Below are 17476 nucleotides of genomic sequence, written 5' to 3'. Positions count from 1 at the left end.
CCATGGAACACCGTAAAGAACGGATAGATGTACTGCTTGTTGAGCAAGGTTTTTATGAAAGCCGTGAGAAGGCTAAAGCCGCCATTATGGCAGGGCTGGTGCTCGCGGATGAGGAACGCATTGAAAAGGCTGGCATGAAGGTGTCCCGAGAGGCTACCCTAAAGGTTAAAGGCTCTGTGCATCCTTATGTCAGTCGTGGGGGTCTAAAGCTGGAGAAGGCTCTTCGCCAATTTAATATTGATCTCACAGGACGGACTATGTTAGACATCGGTGCTTCTACTGGAGGCTTCACGGATTGTGCCCTTCAGAATGGAGTAAACCATGTGTATGCGATTGATGTTGGCTATAATCAACTGGATTGGTCGCTGCGAAATGATGAACGTGTTAGTGTCATGGAACGAACGAATTTCCGATATATGACGCCTCCGGATTTGGTGGGTCCGATTCCAGATTTCGCGAGTATTGATGTTTCATTTATCTCCTTAAAAATAATTCTTCCACCGCTCAAAGCCTTGCTTAAGCGCCCGGCGGATATTGCTGCGCTAATTAAGCCGCAGTTCGAAGCAGGACGGGAGAAGGTTGGTAAATCAGGTGTGATTCGTGATTCTGCTGTCCACAAAGAGGTATTGATTAATGTACTGACTATGGCTGCAGAGCTGGGTTACCAACTACAGGGTTTAACCTTCTCACCGATTACTGGTGGGGAAGGCAATATTGAGTTTCTTGCTCACTGGAGACTAACGACTGAAACAGCGGAAGAAGAAGTGTTAATACCTTCAGAGGCTGTATCACTAGTCATTCCAGTGGAGGATTTCCCATCTCTAGCGGATGAAGTGATTAAGCAGGCTACGGGTACCTTTAATGTAAATTCAACTCATGGAAACTCATCGCGCCGGTGAGTTTCTTTTTCCATATGGTCAAGTAATAAGATCGATTATGCGGAAAGCTCCTAAAAAGACGGACCAGAAGAAGGAATTAGCATGGCCTCACGCGAATAAATCACCGAGGTGATTGATAGTGGCGGGTAGCTCTGACAAGGTCGTTATGGCGTTTATTGGAGTAGCATTATCGATTTTTATAATATATCGGATATATATATGGCTGCAAAGTTCTCCACGCTCTTTCATGAAGGATCAGATCCCGTTTAATAAAGTGATTATTCCTCACCCATCTATAGACATACTAGAGGATGAAGGGTATGAGGTCGTTGGAGGGAAATTAAAAATCCCGTTGTCCTTCAACGTAAACGGGGCGCAGATGTATAGCCGGTTATTTATAGATTATGTGGCGACTAAGGAAGAAGGATCGATATATTTGGTCATCCTTTCCAGACCACGCAAACCTTTGGATTTCACAGGTAGTGGCTTACGAGATACCTTGCTTCCGTACTTGCTGATTTATCCGGAATGTAGCGGAGTTTTGTACGTAAATACTGCATCGGGATCTATTCAAGTGATTAAGCTTGGCAGAGATGACGGAGAATCAAACTGAGTCCATATTTAACTAGGTGTATGCTTCCGAAGTAGTTTTGCCGAAGCAATTCGGGGAGCATCGCTTACAAAACTAAGTCCATGCTTCCGATGTAGTTTTGTCGCTGCTAATCTGGAAGTGTCGCTTACAAAACTTTTAGGAGGCAACAATGAAGGGTCAACGACATATTAAGATACGTGAGATTATTACGCAAAAAGATATCGAGACACAGGACGAGCTGGTAGAAGCCTTGCGTGAATCTGGTTTTCAGGTTACTCAAGCTACAGTATCTCGAGATATTAAAGAGCTATTGCTCATCAAGGTTCCTATGGATGATGGAAGATACAAATATTCGCTTCCAACTGACCAACGGTACAATCCAATACAGAAGCTGAAGCGCGTTTTGGTGGATAATTTTGTGCAGATCGATTCATCGGCTAATCTTGTGGTGATGAAATGCTTGCCGGGGACGGCTAATTCAGTGGCTGCCTTGATTGACAATATTGACTGGCCACAAATTATGGGGACCATCTCTGGTGATGATACCATTCTTATTATTTGCCGCCAGCCTGAGGATAGTAAGACCGTAATTTCACAAATCATGGGTTACATTTCTTAAATATAGAAAGTATTCATTTCATTCTATCAAATTCTTATCATCTTCTCGGAGGTGCTCTATTAGTGTTAGAAACCTTGTCTATCCGCAATCTAGCCGTCGTTGAGGCGGTAGATGTGCATTTTTATCCTGGCTTCCATGTGCTTACAGGGGAGACCGGTGCAGGTAAATCCATTATTATTGATGCGCTCGCACTAATTGTCGGAGGCCGCGGCTCCGCGGACTCTATTCGTTACGGTTGTGAAAAAGCAGAGATGGAAGCGCTCTTCAGCCTTCCCAGCGGTCATCCCGTCTGGGATACTTTAGAGCGTCTTGGCATTGAGGCTCAGCGCGAGGAGCATCTTATTATACGTCGTGAGCTTACCTCTCAGGGTAAAAGTACATCACGTGTAAACGGACAGATGGTCAATCTTACTATGCTTCGTGAAATTGGTGAACAGCTGGTCAATATTCATGGACAGCATGAACACCAAAACTTATTGAAGGCAGAACGACATTTGGGTCTGCTGGATACATACGGAGAACCCATTATCGGGCCGCTTAAAGTGGTTTATCAGGAAAAGTATTCAGCATTTGCAAAAGTGGAGAAAGAGCTCCGTGAGCTGCAGGAATCCAGCCAGAAGGCTTACCAAATGCTTGATTTATACCGTTTTCAGTTAGAAGAAATTTCATCTGCCGCATTAAAACCGGGAGAAGATGAATTACTTGCCGAAGAACGGGTCAAACTATCCCACAGTGAGAAAATGATGGATTCCGTATCTGGTGCTTATGAGCTCCTGTACGATAGACAAGGCTTAGAATCCATCGGTAATGTCATTTCCAGACTCGAGGATGCGGTTCGTTACGATGAAAAGGGTCTTAAATCCGTGCTCGAGCAGTTGCAATCCTCCTATTATCAGCTGGAGGATGCTGCATTTCAGCTTCGTGATTACCGAGAAGAGATCGAATTCAATCCACAGCGACTCGAAGAAATCGAGAATCGTCTCGATTTAATTACCGGACTCCGCCGTAAATACGGAGATAGTGTAGAACAGATTCTGGCTTATTATGAACAAATCCATCGGGAAACCGATCTGCTTGAGAATAAAGATGAATATCTGGAGAAACTGACGACCAAACGAGATGCATTGCTCTCTGTATTGATGGAAGCAGCAACTGAATTAAGTGAAGCCCGGAAGCTTTGTGCGTCTGATTTGGCCACGCAAGTGGAGAGTGAGCTTAAGGATCTTCAGATGGAAAGAACCTCGCTACAGGTTAAATTGGACACGCTGGAGGACCCACGTGGAGTTGAATATGAGGGTCGGCGTATTCGTCTTACAAGACAAGGGATCGACAGTGCGGAATTTATGATTTCCCCTAACCCTGGCGAACCGCTAAGACCTCTTGGCAAAATTGCCTCGGGTGGTGAGTTGTCGCGAATTATGCTGGCAATGAAGAGTATTTTTGCGCGTCATGATGCGATTCCAGTTCTGATTTTTGATGAGGTAGATACCGGTGTGAGTGGTCGTGCTGCTCAATCCATTGCAGATAAACTGTATAAGCTGTCCTCCACCTGTCAGGTGTTCTCCATTACACACTTACCTCAGGTGGCTTGTATGGCTGATCATCAGTACTTAATCCGCAAAAAAGTTGAGGACGGAAGAACCATGACGGAAGTGGAATCACTCTCGAATGATGGACGTGTAATGGAGCTGGCCCGAATGCTGGGTGGGGTGGAAATTACCGAAAAAACATTGCACCATTCGCAGGAAATGCTCAATTTGGCTGAGGCAAGTAAGGCTGCAACAAGCTAAGCGGAACAATGATTGACAGTAATAAAAGCCTGGGGGCAAGGTTATCTTATAGGTACGCAATTGGCGACCACCTTTTTCGTCAAGCGAAAGAAGCAAAAGGGAGCGTGACAGCCATTGAAGCCTAACCTCAGGAAGTTAATGCCAGGCCTTTTATTTGCCTTCTTTCTTAGTTTATCGGGCATAACGGGAACCCACCAAAGTTTTGCCGCACCACTGAACAGTGAACCTGCTAAGGTGACTGCGCAAGGAATGAAACCGGAACTGAAGGTGATCCCGGGAGGTCAAACGATCGGAGTAAAGGTGAAATCAGCAGGTGTTCTGGTTGTAGGACATCATCTGATTGAAGTATCCGAGAAATCCAAGGTTTCCCCAGGTGAGATCAGCGGTTTGGTGCCAGGTGATTTGATGATCTCCATTGATGGAGAGAAGTTGGACGAGTTATCTAAGGTAGCCAAGCTGGTGGATCGTGCTGGAAAAGCGAATAATTCTCTGACGATTGTCTTTAAACGTGCTGGGAAAGAGCATACAGCCAAGCTCAAACCTGCGTACGATATTAATGACAAAGTCTGGAGGTTAGGCCTGTACATTCGAGATTCTGCAGCGGGTGTCGGCACGTTAACTTTCTATGCCCCGAAACAGGGTGTTTATGGAGCGTTAGGACATGTTATTACGGACATGAATACAGGAACACCAATCGTAGTTGGCAGCGGTCATATTGTTCAGTCGAGTGTAACTTCGATATCTAAAAGCCAGGATGGCGATCCAGGTGAGAAAAGAGCTCATTTCTTGAAAGAAAGCCAAGTCCTTGGCAATGTTGAGAGCAACACAGATTTTGGTATCTTCGGTAAAATGAGTCGTAATCCCGAGCATAGTCTTTACAAAGAACCTATTCCTGTTGCGATGAGCAATCAAGTCAAGGAAGGACCTGCTGAGATTCTTACCGTTGTAGATGGGCAGCAGGTGGAGCGATTTAAGGTTGAGATCATTCATGTGGCACATCAGCAGACACCAGCGACAAAGGGTATGGTCATTCGTATCACAGATCCGCGACTGATCGATAAGACAGGTGGTATCGTTCAAGGGATGAGCGGAAGTCCAATCGTTCAAAATGGACGTCTCATCGGCGCTGTAACTCATGTATTTGTAAATGATCCTAAGTCCGGCTACGGTTGCTTCATCGAATGGATGCTTAAGGATTCTGGTGTAACCCTACAGGAGAATAGGTATCCATTAAATCTTAAGGCGGTTTAGCCTTAAGATTTTTTTGTCGAAGCATTACGAAGATCATCGAACTTTGAAATAAAATATTTAATTATAATCCATGCCAGAAAAAAAATAAAGAAAAATAATTTTCGACAGAAGGGAATTCAATCTCCATGTCGAAAATGTTAAGAGACAAGAAAAAAATGTTATTTTCGAATAGCAGATATAATTAAGGAGGAAGCAGCCAGTGCAGAATATTGAAGTGTTGTTGGCCGATGATAACAGGGAGTTTACGAATTTGCTTTCCGAATACATTTCTGAACAAGAAGATATGACGGTAACGGGTATCGCCTACAATGGTGAAGAAGTGCTTCAAATGCTGAGCGAAGCACGCAAAGTTCCCGATGTCCTTATTCTTGATATCATCATGCCACATTTAGACGGTCTGGGTGTCTTGGAACGTCTGCGTGATATGGATCTGAATCCTCAACCGAAGATCATCATGCTGACCGCTTTTGGTCAGGAGAACATCACTCAAAGAGCTGTACAGCTTGGTGCATCCTATTATATTTTGAAACCGTTCGATATGGAGGTCCTGGCAAATCGTGTACGTCAGCTTGTAGGGGTCCAAGGCAGCATGAGCTCATCCTCTAACATGTACAACTATTCGTCGACGTCCAGATCGAATGTAGTGCCGCTTACGAAGGGCAAGAACCTTGATGCTAACATTACCTCGATCATCCATGAAATCGGTGTTCCAGCACATATTAAGGGCTATCAGTACCTGCGCGAAGCGATCACCATGGTATATAACAATATCGAGATCCTTGGTGCAATTACAAAAACGCTGTATCCAGCCATAGCAGAGAAATTCAAGACCACCCCTTCACGCGTTGAACGCGCGATTCGCCATGCGATTGAAGTGGCTTGGACCCGTGGCAACATCGACTCCATCAGCCATTTATTCGGCTACACCATTAATATCTCCAAATCTAAGCCTACTAACTCGGAATTTATTGCCATGGTAGCAGATAAGCTGCGGATTGAGCATAAGGTTAGTTGAAAGGGTTAGGGGCAGTGCGTGGTAAGGGATTGTAGGTTTCTGGTAGGTGTTTAGGCTAAAATGAGTTTGCCTATAAACTTCTTTTTGCTTAATTTAAAGCCAATCAATTTCTTTTTTGTATATGTATAAATTTCACTCCTTTATTGGGTTCGGTAAATCCAATGGAGGAGTGTTTGTTTATGACTGATTTTCAATTTCAGATTGATAATTTTATGATGTACTGTACTTCGCAGGTAATATCTTATAAAACATCTTGTGTAAAATGAATTAGAAGCACATGAATAGTTAACTTTCTTCAATAGAGTTGATTATAGAGATTATCTAATGGAACAATTTAGCATCTGATAAAACAAATATTTTATCTAAAAGGAGACATCTGAACTTGAAAAAATAGTAGGAGTGTGAAATATGAAAAAGATATTATTGGTTTGTATTATGATAATGTTGATGCTAGCATCGGCTTGTGGAAATGTTGAAATGACATCAAATCCAAATACTTCTAGTGAACCTAAACCTGAAACAGATGAGTCTATTATTCCCCAAAACACATCCGTATATTGTGCTCAAGAAAGTATAAATTTGCATAGTGAAACTGAAAAAGATTTCTATGGAACTTGGAAAGTTGAGAAGCTTTTAGGATTTGCAAATTCATATAATGATGCTTCTGAATATCCAACAGGGCAAAAAATTATTGGAGATGAAATTATCATCAAAAAAGACTTTTTTTCATCAAAAGGACTTAAAAACTATAGTGTTTATCAATATGAACTAAAAAACCCATTATATGAGATTACAGCGACATGTTATAACTCTGACTCTTTTTATAGATTATATAAAATAGATATCCCAGACTTAAATATAAATGATGTAGTAAAAGTAATAAATATAAGTGACCCTTCTACAAACCTTGGAATACCTTTAAGTTTTTTTGTTGTTAATAACGATAGGCTTATCTTGTTATCAGAGGCAACTATTTTTGAACTTAAAAAAATTACTGATTAAATGAATGCGATTCTGAAAATCCCGTTGATATGTTGGAAAAGATTTTTAATGATAAGTGAACCACTGTCCGCGGCAAGAACTATCAACAAATCAATGCAGTAAAAAGACACTGAGATCTTATTCATCAGTGTCTTTTTAATAGACATTTTCCCACCAGAGGTTTGTAGTTTAAAGCAGCTTAATCAGCTCTTCTAGCTCGTCAACCATACCTTTTGCAAGTTCAAAATTATTGTCTTTTAAAGCTAATTCTATTTTCATTTCAACTGCTTTTTTATTTTGTTCATTTTCTAAATAATCTTTATCAAAATGACTGGCATAAATCATCTTTCTGAATTTTCGCATACTCATTTTTCTAATCGTCTTATCTTCAATGATTAATACATAATCCATACCATTTACTACAGAATAGAAATCATGAGAAATCATGAGAATCGCACCTTTATAGTCTTCAATGGCTTTCTCCAGTGCGATTTGTGTATAGGTGTCTAAATGGCTTGTCGGTTCATCAAGAAGCAATAAGTTTGCTTTGCTTGCAGAAACTTTTGCCAATTGCAGTATATTTTTTTCGCCACCAGATAAAGATTCTATCTTTTGATTAAGAATTTCTCCTTCAAAACCATAGTTTGAAAGATGTGCTCTAATCTCGTCATAAGTTGCAAACCCAGCATCGATGAAGTCTTCTAGTATGGTATTAGAATCCTTTAGCACTTCGTCTTGAAGCTGAGAAAGATAAGTCACTTTAATATCAGCATTTATTTCAATTGAATCACGATTATTTTTAAAGATATCTCGGAGTAAAGTCGTTTTCCCGGTACCGTTTGGACCGATAAGGGCTACTTTATCTGTAGGTTTCATCTCAAAGTTAACATTTTCTAAAATCAACTCATCAAAGGAAACACTATAATTATTCACATTTAAAAGAGTGATGTCTTCTTCAATTTCATTGTCCACACCAAAACTGATTTTCGGTTGCTTAATATCAACGAATGGCGCTTTAATTTTTCGCGCTTCCAATCGTTCTTGAAACTTAACCCTAGCTTTTAACGCTCTCCCTCTAGATGCTTCTGAATTATAGGTTGCGATCGCTCTAAGATTATCAATAATGTTATCGTATCTCTCAATTTCTTCTTGTTCAGCGACTGCGATTTCTTGTAATTCAATTTTGGTCTGAAGTAATGAGAAGTTATACTCAATATATCGCCCATCGAACTCTTGGATCTCCATGTTTTCAAGGTGTATAATTTTGTTGAAACAATGATTCAATAGATAACGGTTATGCGTAACAACTAGCAATATTCCTTTGTGAGCATTAATAAGATTTTTAAGTGCATTTAGGTTTTCAAAATCTAAAAATACATCGGGCTCATCCATAATCATTAAGTCTGGACTAGTCAGCATTTCCTTCATCACTTGAATAAGCTTGAATTCTCCACCACTTAGGTCGGATACCCTAGCATCTTTTAGCTTCAAGAGGTTGGCTAAATTTAGTTTCTTATTAATATTGCTTTCAAAATCATTTCCATCCATTAAATCAAAGGCATCTAGAGCTAATTGATACTTTTCGAGTAATGAATCAATATCTGATGATGTTTCCATTTCAGTGAGAATAGCTGTTATTTCATTTTGTATCTTAATAAATTCTTCTCCTATATATTCAAAAACGGTTGTTTCTTTAGATTTGTCTAGTTGCGAAAACTGACTTACATACCCAATTTTGCAGGTTGGGTCCATCTCTAGCTTGCCTTCGAACAAATATTTTTCTGGATCCATCAGTATATCGATCAGTGTACTTTTACCACTGCCACTTGTTCCTATAAAAGCGCAATGTTGTGCTTCTTCTAACGTAAATGAAATGTTTTTATATAGTTCTTTTTGCGGAAATGCGAAGGATAAGTTATCAACTTTTATCATAGTATTACCTTTCTTTATAACTAAATTAGTGAATATGAATAGAAGGATTGAAGATCATAGATTTTGAGTTTACCGTTGATAGAGTAACACTGTTTACATACAACTTCAATCATTTCGAAATAAAGTTGTTTGTGAAATCGAAAAACACAACTTAGAACAATAGGATCAGGCTTACTCAGATGGCTTCTTATAGCTAGATTACATATGGCCAGTAGTTGGGTTGGCTGTGGCAGAGTCTCTTAGTATATCTTTCATGTTACGAATCTATTGGTTATAATTGGAAGAATAATAAGCTCAGGAGGTTCGTAGATATGAAGAAGAAAATAGTAGGGATTGTAGCAGCGGCGTTGTTACTTGGTGGTTCAATAGGATTCGCAGCGAGCTCGTCTTTAATTGGCGCTAAAGTTTCCGGAATGTATACGATAAAACAAGACGGAAAGAAGATTGCAGATGCGATTGTAGTAAATAACTCGGCCTACGTACCTGTGCGCACGATGTCCGAAGCGACCGGAGCAGGGTTGACGGTAGAAGGAAAGACGATAATATTGGAGAGTAAGGAGACTGAGAAGGCAGCGCTAAAAGTAAGTATTGCAGTGGCTAAACTCCGGGAAAGATTAGCAGGGGCAGAATCAAGCGTTCAAGTTCTCAAAGAAGCCATCAAACTGGTGGAAACTACTGCGGCCGACCTAACAAGCGCAGCAGACCAAGAGGCTCGAAGAAACTATATCGCGGAGTTGAATAAACGTGTTGAGTTTATGGAAACAGAAATTGCGCAGCTCAATGAGCAGCTCGGCGATTAATAAATGAATAATGACGAAGAGTCTCACCATTACTGGTGTGGCTTTTTTTACTTGCAATTAGATAAATCCCTGCCATTCATACAAAGCCCTACATCACATAATAGACACCGATTTGGCAAATAATGTTTGACACGTGAGGAATATCACTGATAAGATAATTAAAATTAAACCGAGGCGAATAATCGGATAAAAGGGTTTTCTAGGATCTCTTAAGATCCCGTTCTTTTTTTAATTCAATACCAATTAAACGCATATGTATAATTGATATTTATTCATGGAAAGGGTGGACGGAGTGTCTAAAGAAACGCTGGTTATCGAACATTTGAACAAAGTATTCGCTGCTCCTGCGGGTGATGTTATTGCTTTAAGTAATATTCAGCTGAAGGTGAACAAGGGCGAATTGATTACGATTATTGGCCCCAGCGGCTGTGGAAAGAGCACTCTGCTAAAAATTGTGGCAGGACTGGATACAAGCTATAGCGGTACGGTTCTACTGAATGGTAAGCAGATTGACGGTCCGAGTATTGAGAAGGGATTTATTTTTCAAGAGCCAAGACTCTTTCCATGGTTAACAGTGGAGCATAATATTGCAGCGAATTTATCCCTTAAAGACCCGGAGGTTCGCAAAAAAGTGGATGAACTGATTGAACTCGTACGCTTAAAGGGCTTTGAGAAATCCTATCCACGTGAGTTGTCAGGTGGGATGGCACAACGGGTATCTATTGCTAGGGCGTTGCTCCGTAATCCGGATGTATTACTGCTCGATGAACCTTTTGGTGCCCTAGACGCTTTTACTAGATCACATCTGCAAGAGGTGCTTCTTGATATATGGCAGAGCAATAAGACGACTATGTTATTTGTAACTCATGATCTGGATGAAGCTGTATTCCTGGCAGAGCGGGTAGTCATTATGAATCCTCGACCTGGACATATTCGCAATATTCTTCCTATCGATTTACCGTTTCCGCGAAAAAGATCCAGTACTTCATTCCAAGAGCTACGTCGACTGGTTCTGAGTGAATTTGAGAAGGTAGAAGAACCGGCAATCGATGTTGGAGCTGGTATCTAGATAAAGAGAGTCCATTTTTTATAAAAAGGGGAGAAATGATCCATGAAATTATTTCGCAATTTATTACTTGTTATGCTTGTCTTGACCGTATTTGCAACGGGTTGCGCTTCTAATGAGAAGAGTGCGGCTAAGAACGACGCCAACAAATATGAAGGTGTAACCATTAAGATTGGCGTGCAGGGCAGCGGAGGATTGTTTGGCAAAGCCCGTGAGGAAAAATGGTATGAGCAAGAGTTTGATAAGCTGGGCGTCAAAGTAGAATGGACGGAGTTCCAGAGTGGACCTCCAATGACTGAGGCGATTGCTTCTAATAAGCTGGACATAGCGACTCTTGGTAATATGCCAATCATTGCAGCGCAAGCTGCGGGTATCCCCATCAAGATCATCTCACAAGTATTAGAAGGAACGAATAACGTTGCTCTTCTTGTGCCTAGCAGCAGTACTGCTCAGAAATTAGAGGATTTGAAAGGGAAGAAGATAGCTGTTACAAAAGGCAGCAATGCATACAACTTCCTTTATCGCGGTATTGAGGAATCAGGACTTAAAGATACGGATTTTGAAGTGATTCAGCTACAGCCTGATGAAGCACAACCCGCGTTTGAATCAGGTGGGGTGGATGCATGGGCTACATGGGATCCATATATTACTTTAAATGCATTGACCGGTAAAGGGAAAGTATTGACTGACGGGAAGCAATTGGGCGTTTTATCTCCTTCTTTTGTAATATCCCGTTCAGCGTTTGCAGAGAAATATCCTGAACTAGTTACTCTATATTTAAAGGTCACTAACAAAGCTATTGCCTGGGAAAAAGATAACCGCGCTGAAGCGACGGAAAGATATGCTGCTGAACGGAACATTCCGGCGGCAGTTATAGAAGGAACGTTTGAACGTGCGCAAATGATTAACATCGCAACAAGTGATGCTATTGTCGAAGAAATGCAGAAGACGGCTGATTTTCAATATAAAATCAAGAACATTCGTAAAGAAATTAAAGTTTCCAAAATAACAGATAATCAGTTTATCGAAGCAGCACTGAAGGAACCTTTGAAATAAGGATGAAACCACAGATGTAGAAAAGAGGTTGTTTACATGCAATTCAGTGCTGAAAAAGCTGTGATCTCACCACTTATACAAAAGAAGAATCCGGCAAAGAGGCGCGGTCTTTCTATCCAAACCACGAATATATTGCTTGGGCTTATTTTGCCGGTTGCTATAGTCCTTATCTGGGAAATAGCCGGAGCGATGGGAAAGCTGAATCCCATATTGCTGCCAAGGCCTAGTGAAATCTGGTTGGAACTGGTCAGCCTGACCGCATCTGGTGAACTGGCACGACATTTGGGCATATCTGCTTGGCGTGCACTGCTTGGTTTCCTGCTTGGAGGAGGGCTTGGCTTAGCAGCTGGACTGTGGGTAGGCTTTTCATACAAAACAGAACGTTTGCTGGATCCGTCGCTGCAGATGCTGCGTACACTACCCCATTTGGCAATTGCGCCGCTATTTATTTTATGGTTCGGATTCGGTGAAACCTCAAAAATACTATTGATCGCTAAAGGCTCATTTTTTCCATTATATGTGAACACATTTCTAGGGATCCGCTCAGTGGATGACAAGCTGTTTGATGTTGGGAGAGTCCTGCAATTCAGTAAATGGCAGATGGTTAGTAAGTTAATTATTCCAGCCTCACTGCCGAACATCTTTTTAGGCATTCGCTTGTCTGTGGGAATCGCTTGGCTTGGGCTTGTTGTAGCGGAAATGATGGGCTCTAGCTCAGGTGTCGGCTATCTTATCAATGATGCGCGATCGTTTTCTTTGACTACAGTGGTGTTTGTTGGAATCATCGTGTTTGCTGTAGTTGGAAAGCTGTCAGACTCACTCGTTAAGCTGTTGGAATCTAGGTTGCTGAGGTGGCAGGACAGTTATAAAGGAGATAAAGGATCATGAGCGAACATACATCGAGCACTAAAATAGAGCGTCAGGGCGATGTGTTAAGGTGGATTCCGAAAAAACTTCATGGCTGGATTGTACCTCTAGCGTTAGTGGCCATTTGGGAAGTGGCAGCGGCACTCCATCTTGTCTCTGCGACGACTTTGCCGGCTCCGTCTAGCATTATTGCTCAGTTCTTCTCTTTAATTGCGAATGGTGAGTTATTTAGACATTTGGGGATTAGTGCTTATCGTGCAGGATTTGGTTTTTTGCTGGGATCTGCTACTGGCCTGTTGCTAGGTTTATCTACAGGACTTGGGAAATTAGTAGAGCGTACACTGGATCCATCTTTACAGATGCTTCGAACGATTCCATTACTTGCTCTTATTCCATTATTCATTTTGTGGTTTGGTGTGGGTGAGTTTTCCAAAATATTAATGATTTCATTAGGTGCATTTTTTCCAGTTTACCTGAACACCTTCCTAGGAATTCGCAATGTTGATATCAAGCTTGTTGAAGTATCCCGTATTTTCCAATACACAAGATGGCAGCTGCTCAGCAAAATGATTATTCCGGCCGCAATGCCTAATATTCTACTTGGCATTCGGTTATCGCTTGGTGCATCGTGGCTTGTACTTGTCGTTGCGGAGATGATGGGAACTAGTGCGGGTATAGGCTATATGATTCAGGATGCCAGAGCTTATTCGCAAACAGATATTGTATTCGTTGGGATTTCAATCTTTGCCGTAATAGGAAAACTCTCGGACTCAGCCATTCGCCTGCTCGAGAGAAGATGGCTTCATTGGCGGGATACATTCAAAGGTTAACGAACTTAGAATACGAAAGGCAGGGTCATTATGGGAACTAGACAAGATCAGCTGCATTTAGGTGCATTTATTTATTATTCAGGTCATCATCATTATGGCTGGCGCCATCCGGAATCAGGAGCAGATCAAATCTTCAAATATAAATTTTATCGCGAATTGGCAAAGACTGCCGAGCGCGGGAAGTTCGATATGATGTTTCTAGCGGATTTGTTATACGTGATGGGTGCGGATCAAGCAGCTTCGGGGATGCTGGACCCATTGACCCTGTTGTCAGCTCTTTCGACAGAAACAGAAAAACTCGGATTAACGGCTACCGTATCAACCACCTATAACGAACCTTATAATGTAGCCCGTAAATTTGCCTCATTAGATCATATTAGTGAAGGTCGAGCAGGCTGGAACATTGTTACTTCTCAACTCGATGTGGAGGCTTATAACTATGGGAAGCCGGAGCATCCAGAGCATGGCCTTCGTTATAAAATGGCACGGGAATTTGTTGAGGTTGCAACGCTTCTCTGGGATAGTTGGGAAGATGACTCTCTGATCGTTAACCGCGAGGAGGGGCAATTTGCTGATGCTACGAAGATCAAAGAGGTGGAATACACAGGGGAGTGGTATTCTACGAAAGGAACCCTCAATGTTCCTCGTTCACCTCAAGGGTATCCTGTACTCATTCAAGCCGGTTCTTCTGGTCCAGGCCAAGATTTCGCAGCTAGTTTTGGTGAGGTGATCTTTACGGCACAGCAGTCGCTTGAAGCAGCCAAGACTTTCTATGAAAGCGTCAATTCCAAACTAGCAGATTACGGCCGTGAACGTGGTAGCTTAAAAATTATGCCTGGCTTGTCTCCGATCATCGGAGCGACCGAAGAGGAAGCACAGCGTAAATATAAGGAACTGCAGGAACTCATTCCTCCTGCTGCAGTTGTTGGTATGCTGTCTGGGATGTTGAAATTTGATCTGTCCGAATATCCAGTGGATGGCCAGCTGCCTGACATTCCTGATCCAGTTGAAGCATCAAATGGAATGAAAAGCCGGGTTCAGCTGATTATGGATATGGCTCGTAAGGACAAATTATCCATTCTAGAATTAGGACGCCGTCTGCTCGGTGCACGAGGACATATGCAGTTTGTTGGAACTTACGAACAATTAGCTGACCTTATGCAATTGTGGTTCGAAGAGTATGGCTGCGATGGATTTAACATTATGCCACCCGTACTGCCAGGCAATTTGGATGAATTCGTAGATCATGTTGTGCCTATTCTGCAAGCACGTGGTTTGTTCCGTACGGAGTATACAGGCAGTACCCTTCGTGAACATCTAGGACTGGAGCGTCCGGGTATCCGTCATTTCCAGAATCGAAGAGTGGCTGAAACTGTGACAAAATAAATAGCTCTTCTTAGCGATTCTTCAATAATCTGAAGAATCGCTTCTTTGTAATCTTGACGAGAGAGTTTGTTTTCTTCGAACAAATGGATGATAATGAAGGAATGAGCGGGCAAATCGCATGACATCGTTTTTATAAATTACATAAATTTATACCCTAAAAGCGAGGCGTAACGAAATGAATACATCAGAGTTTCAACAGTATGTGAAGAAGTTCAGTGAAACTAAAGGTTTTGACACCAGTAGCATTGAGCAGCGAATGCTGTACTTAATGACTGAAGTTGGGGAGTTGTCCAAAGAGGTGCTATCCGTATCCTTTGACCCCGGTGCAGAGAAAAAAGAAAATTTGGGATTTGAGATGTACGACGTGGTGTGGAATATTTTTGATCTAGCCAATAAGCTGGATATTGATCTGGATCAGGCATTTAAACGTAAGCTGGAAATCAATGAACAGAGAACATGGGAGTAATACAAAAAAATCCAAGGACATCCCGCTCGGGAAGCCTTGGATTTTTTGATCTATTATTTTTTATTTAAATGAAGCATAACCTTCATCCGCCATTACAACACTACCGTTAATTGCACTAGCTTCTGGTAAGGAGAGCAAGTATACAGTGTCTGCAACTTGTTCAGGCAATGTTAATTTGTTACCCATTACTTTGCTCTTCATCTGGTCGACCATTCCTTGATCTTTATATCCTTGGATAATTGGCGTATCTACAGCGCCTGGAGCAACGGCAAGCACGCGGATGCCATGAACGGACATTTCAAGTGCTGCGGATTTAGTCATCATAATGACCGCACCTTTGGAAGCGTGATATGCGAATGTACCTGGGGAAGCTAGGAATCCAAATACAGAAGCTGTATTGATGATGACCCCTTTGATGCCGAGCTCACGCATTTTTTTACCTGCTGCGATAATACCGTGGGCAACACCATGCTGATTGACATTAATAACACTATGATAATCCTTAAGGTCTTGGTCTAGTACAGGAGTGACGCGGCCGATCCCGGCATTGTTGAACATAACATCAATTCTTCCATATCTGGAAACGGTTTTCTCAACCAGTGCTTCTACCTCTTCGTATTTTGAAACATCCGTTTTGACGAAAATAGCTTCGCCACCATCCTTGATAATCTGTGCGACCGTTTCTTCACCTAATTGTTGATTGAAATCGGCAACGACTACTTGATCACCTTTACTTGCAAATTTAATTGCGGTTTGTTTCCCGATTCCACTGGCTCCACCTGTAATTACGGCTACTCTTTTGTCTGTCATTTGGGACTCCTCCTCGAGAAATATAGTTATACTAGAAATATAGGTTCATAAGGTGAAAAGGTTATTTACTAACTTATTTACATTGTAGCACTTGTCTAAATTAATTAAAATTTAAGTAAATTTAATAGATATTAAGTAAATATTAACTAAGGGAGTGATTCAAATGAATTTAGAGCAATGCGAGAATATCGTTGAAGTCGCAAAGATTGGTTCACTAACCAAAGCTGCTCAGAATCGTCATATCACCCTGTCTGCCATAAGCCAGTCCATAACACTGCTGGAGGCTGAGCTTGGAGTTACTTTGTTCATTCGTTCGCGAGGCCAACGAGCAGTTCCCACAGCAGAGGGACAAGCTATTATCAGCAAAGCAAATGAAGTCCTGATAAAAGTAAATGAATTAAAAGCTGAAGCACAGATCTACAGCGATACGTTAAGTGGTCATTTGAAGATTGCTACGATTCCGGGACCCATGCATCTAATAGTGAAGGTCATATCTGGTTTTAAGGCGGATTTTCCAAATGTGAAAATTGAGATTTTTGAAAAGGGACCTAAAGAAATTCTGGATAATGTGCTTCAGGATGAAATGGATATCGGACTGATGGTCTCGCCAGAGGGCTTATTAGAGAAACATAAAGGGGTCGTATTCGAGGAATTAATGGAAGGTAAGATTGTTGTAGGCGTCCATCCTCAATCACCACTAGCTTTAAATACAATAATTACGCCCGAACAGTTAGTAGGTCAGACATTGGTTTTATACGATGATCATTACATACAGGACTTTGTGGAGCGTTATTTACTGAAAGTTGGGCCGATGAATATTCTTTTTACAAGCAATAACACCCGTGCCATTGACAATGCAGTTGCGTCAGGACTCGCGATCACGATTGGGATGGATTATTCTTTTTTAAAAACATTTGAGGGTTCTCAGAAGATCATGAAGACGATCGAGCTACGATCACCAGATCACAATACTCCGGGTTCCATTGTTTCAGCTTCTAAACAAGGATCGAAAACGGTCAGAAGATTTATCAACAGGCTTAAACATGAATTTGAGGAGGGGATTAGAAGAAGTTAACAGTATGCCTTGGTAAATTTTATCTAAGCTTTACGCTTCCTAGTTAATATAAGCCCTATGAT

The 17476-nt window shown here is 41.5% G+C and carries 17 protein-coding genes; 15 read left to right on the top strand and 2 right to left on the bottom strand.

What is annotated here, in order from left to right:
* Positions 1 to 2: 2 nt before the first annotated feature.
* The 7 genes from QNH28_RS21145 to QNH28_RS21115 all read left to right on the top strand — a co-directional run bounded on the left by QNH28_RS21145 (position 3) and on the right by QNH28_RS21115 (position 7147).
* Positions 3 to 899 (top strand): TlyA family RNA methyltransferase, encoded by an 897-nt coding sequence (locus QNH28_RS21145; RefSeq protein ID WP_283908414.1) that lies wholly within the window; start codon positions 3 to 5, stop codon positions 897 to 899.
* Positions 900 to 1125: 226 nt separating this feature from the next.
* Positions 1126 to 1491, top strand: a complete 366-nt coding sequence (locus QNH28_RS21140; RefSeq protein WP_283908413.1) for a hypothetical protein — start codon at positions 1126 to 1128, stop codon at positions 1489 to 1491.
* Between the two features lie 148 nt (positions 1492 to 1639).
* Positions 1640 to 2089 carry a transcriptional regulator AhrC/ArgR gene (gene ahrC, locus QNH28_RS21135; RefSeq protein WP_042190440.1) on the top strand — a complete coding sequence of 150 codons (450 nt, stop codon included), beginning with the start codon at positions 1640 to 1642 and terminating at the stop codon, positions 2087 to 2089.
* Positions 2090 to 2151: 62 nt separating this feature from the next.
* Entirely contained in the window at positions 2152 to 3879 is a 1728-nt protein-coding gene (gene recN / locus QNH28_RS21130) for a DNA repair protein RecN (protein WP_283908412.1), read from the top strand.
* A 138-nt stretch (positions 3880 to 4017) separates the two neighbouring features.
* Positions 4018 to 5130, top strand: coding sequence for a SpoIVB peptidase (gene spoIVB, locus QNH28_RS21125; protein ID WP_283908411.1), 1113 nt, complete (start codon positions 4018 to 4020; stop codon positions 5128 to 5130).
* A gap of 199 nt (positions 5131 to 5329) precedes the next feature.
* Positions 5330 to 6145: a sporulation transcription factor Spo0A gene (gene spo0A / locus QNH28_RS21120; protein WP_042129795.1), complete on the top strand. Its 816-nt coding sequence runs from the start codon at positions 5330 to 5332 to the stop codon at positions 6143 to 6145.
* 408 nt (positions 6146 to 6553) lie between these two features.
* On the top strand, positions 6554 to 7147 hold the full coding sequence (locus QNH28_RS21115) for a hypothetical protein (protein WP_283908410.1): 594 nt from the start codon (positions 6554 to 6556) through the stop codon (positions 7145 to 7147).
* Between the two features lie 168 nt (positions 7148 to 7315).
* On the opposite strand, the gene QNH28_RS21110 is transcribed toward QNH28_RS21115, so the two are convergent.
* Positions 7316 to 9058 (bottom strand): ABC-F family ATP-binding cassette domain-containing protein, encoded by a 1743-nt coding sequence (locus tag QNH28_RS21110; protein WP_283908409.1) that lies wholly within the window; start codon positions 9056 to 9058, stop codon positions 7316 to 7318.
* Positions 9059 to 9369: 311 nt separating this feature from the next.
* On the opposite strand from QNH28_RS21110, the gene QNH28_RS21105 reads away from it, so the two are divergent.
* The 7 genes from QNH28_RS21105 to QNH28_RS21075 all read left to right on the top strand — a co-directional run bounded on the left by QNH28_RS21105 (position 9370) and on the right by QNH28_RS21075 (position 15529).
* A complete protein-coding gene (locus QNH28_RS21105; protein WP_283908408.1) occupies positions 9370 to 9858 on the top strand; it encodes a hypothetical protein in 489 nt (162 codons plus the stop codon).
* 292 nt (positions 9859 to 10150) lie between these two features.
* A complete protein-coding gene (locus QNH28_RS21100) occupies positions 10151 to 10927 on the top strand; it encodes an ABC transporter ATP-binding protein (RefSeq protein ID WP_283908407.1) in 777 nt (258 codons plus the stop codon).
* 42 nt (positions 10928 to 10969) lie between these two features.
* Entirely contained in the window at positions 10970 to 11980 is a 1011-nt protein-coding gene (locus tag QNH28_RS21095; RefSeq protein WP_283908406.1) for an aliphatic sulfonate ABC transporter substrate-binding protein, read from the top strand.
* Between the two features lie 36 nt (positions 11981 to 12016).
* A complete protein-coding gene (locus QNH28_RS21090) occupies positions 12017 to 12868 on the top strand; it encodes an ABC transporter permease (RefSeq protein ID WP_283908405.1) in 852 nt (283 codons plus the stop codon).
* Positions 12862 to 13677 (top strand): ABC transporter permease, encoded by an 816-nt coding sequence (locus tag QNH28_RS21085; protein ID WP_481858400.1) that lies wholly within the window; start codon positions 12862 to 12864, stop codon positions 13675 to 13677. The genes QNH28_RS21090 and QNH28_RS21085 overlap by 7 nt, the downstream gene beginning before the upstream one ends.
* Positions 13678 to 13707: 30 nt before the next feature.
* The gene (locus QNH28_RS21080) at positions 13708 to 15063 is read left to right on the top strand and encodes an LLM class flavin-dependent oxidoreductase (RefSeq protein WP_283908403.1); all 1356 of its coding nucleotides are present in this window, start codon (positions 13708 to 13710) and stop codon (positions 15061 to 15063) included.
* Positions 15064 to 15238: 175 nt separating this feature from the next.
* Positions 15239 to 15529, top strand: a complete 291-nt coding sequence (locus QNH28_RS21075; protein ID WP_042129787.1) for a MazG nucleotide pyrophosphohydrolase domain-containing protein — start codon at positions 15239 to 15241, stop codon at positions 15527 to 15529.
* Between the two features lie 60 nt (positions 15530 to 15589).
* On the opposite strand, the gene QNH28_RS21070 is transcribed toward QNH28_RS21075, so the two are convergent.
* Entirely contained in the window at positions 15590 to 16339 is a 750-nt protein-coding gene (locus QNH28_RS21070) for an SDR family NAD(P)-dependent oxidoreductase (RefSeq protein WP_283908402.1), read from the bottom strand.
* Positions 16340 to 16502: 163 nt separating this feature from the next.
* Between QNH28_RS21070 and QNH28_RS21065 the strand changes: the two genes are divergently transcribed.
* Complete coding sequence (locus QNH28_RS21065) at positions 16503 to 17414, top strand: LysR family transcriptional regulator (RefSeq protein ID WP_283908401.1); 912 nt, start codon at positions 16503 to 16505, stop codon at positions 17412 to 17414.
* Positions 17415 to 17476 lie beyond the last annotated feature (62 nt).

This window comes from Paenibacillus sp. G2S3 (assembly GCF_030123105.1).
Classification (GTDB): domain Bacteria; phylum Bacillota; class Bacilli; order Paenibacillales; family Paenibacillaceae; genus Paenibacillus_AQ.
The sequence above is the reverse complement of the archived record's forward strand: the minus strand, read 5'-3'. Positions and strand labels throughout refer to the sequence as shown.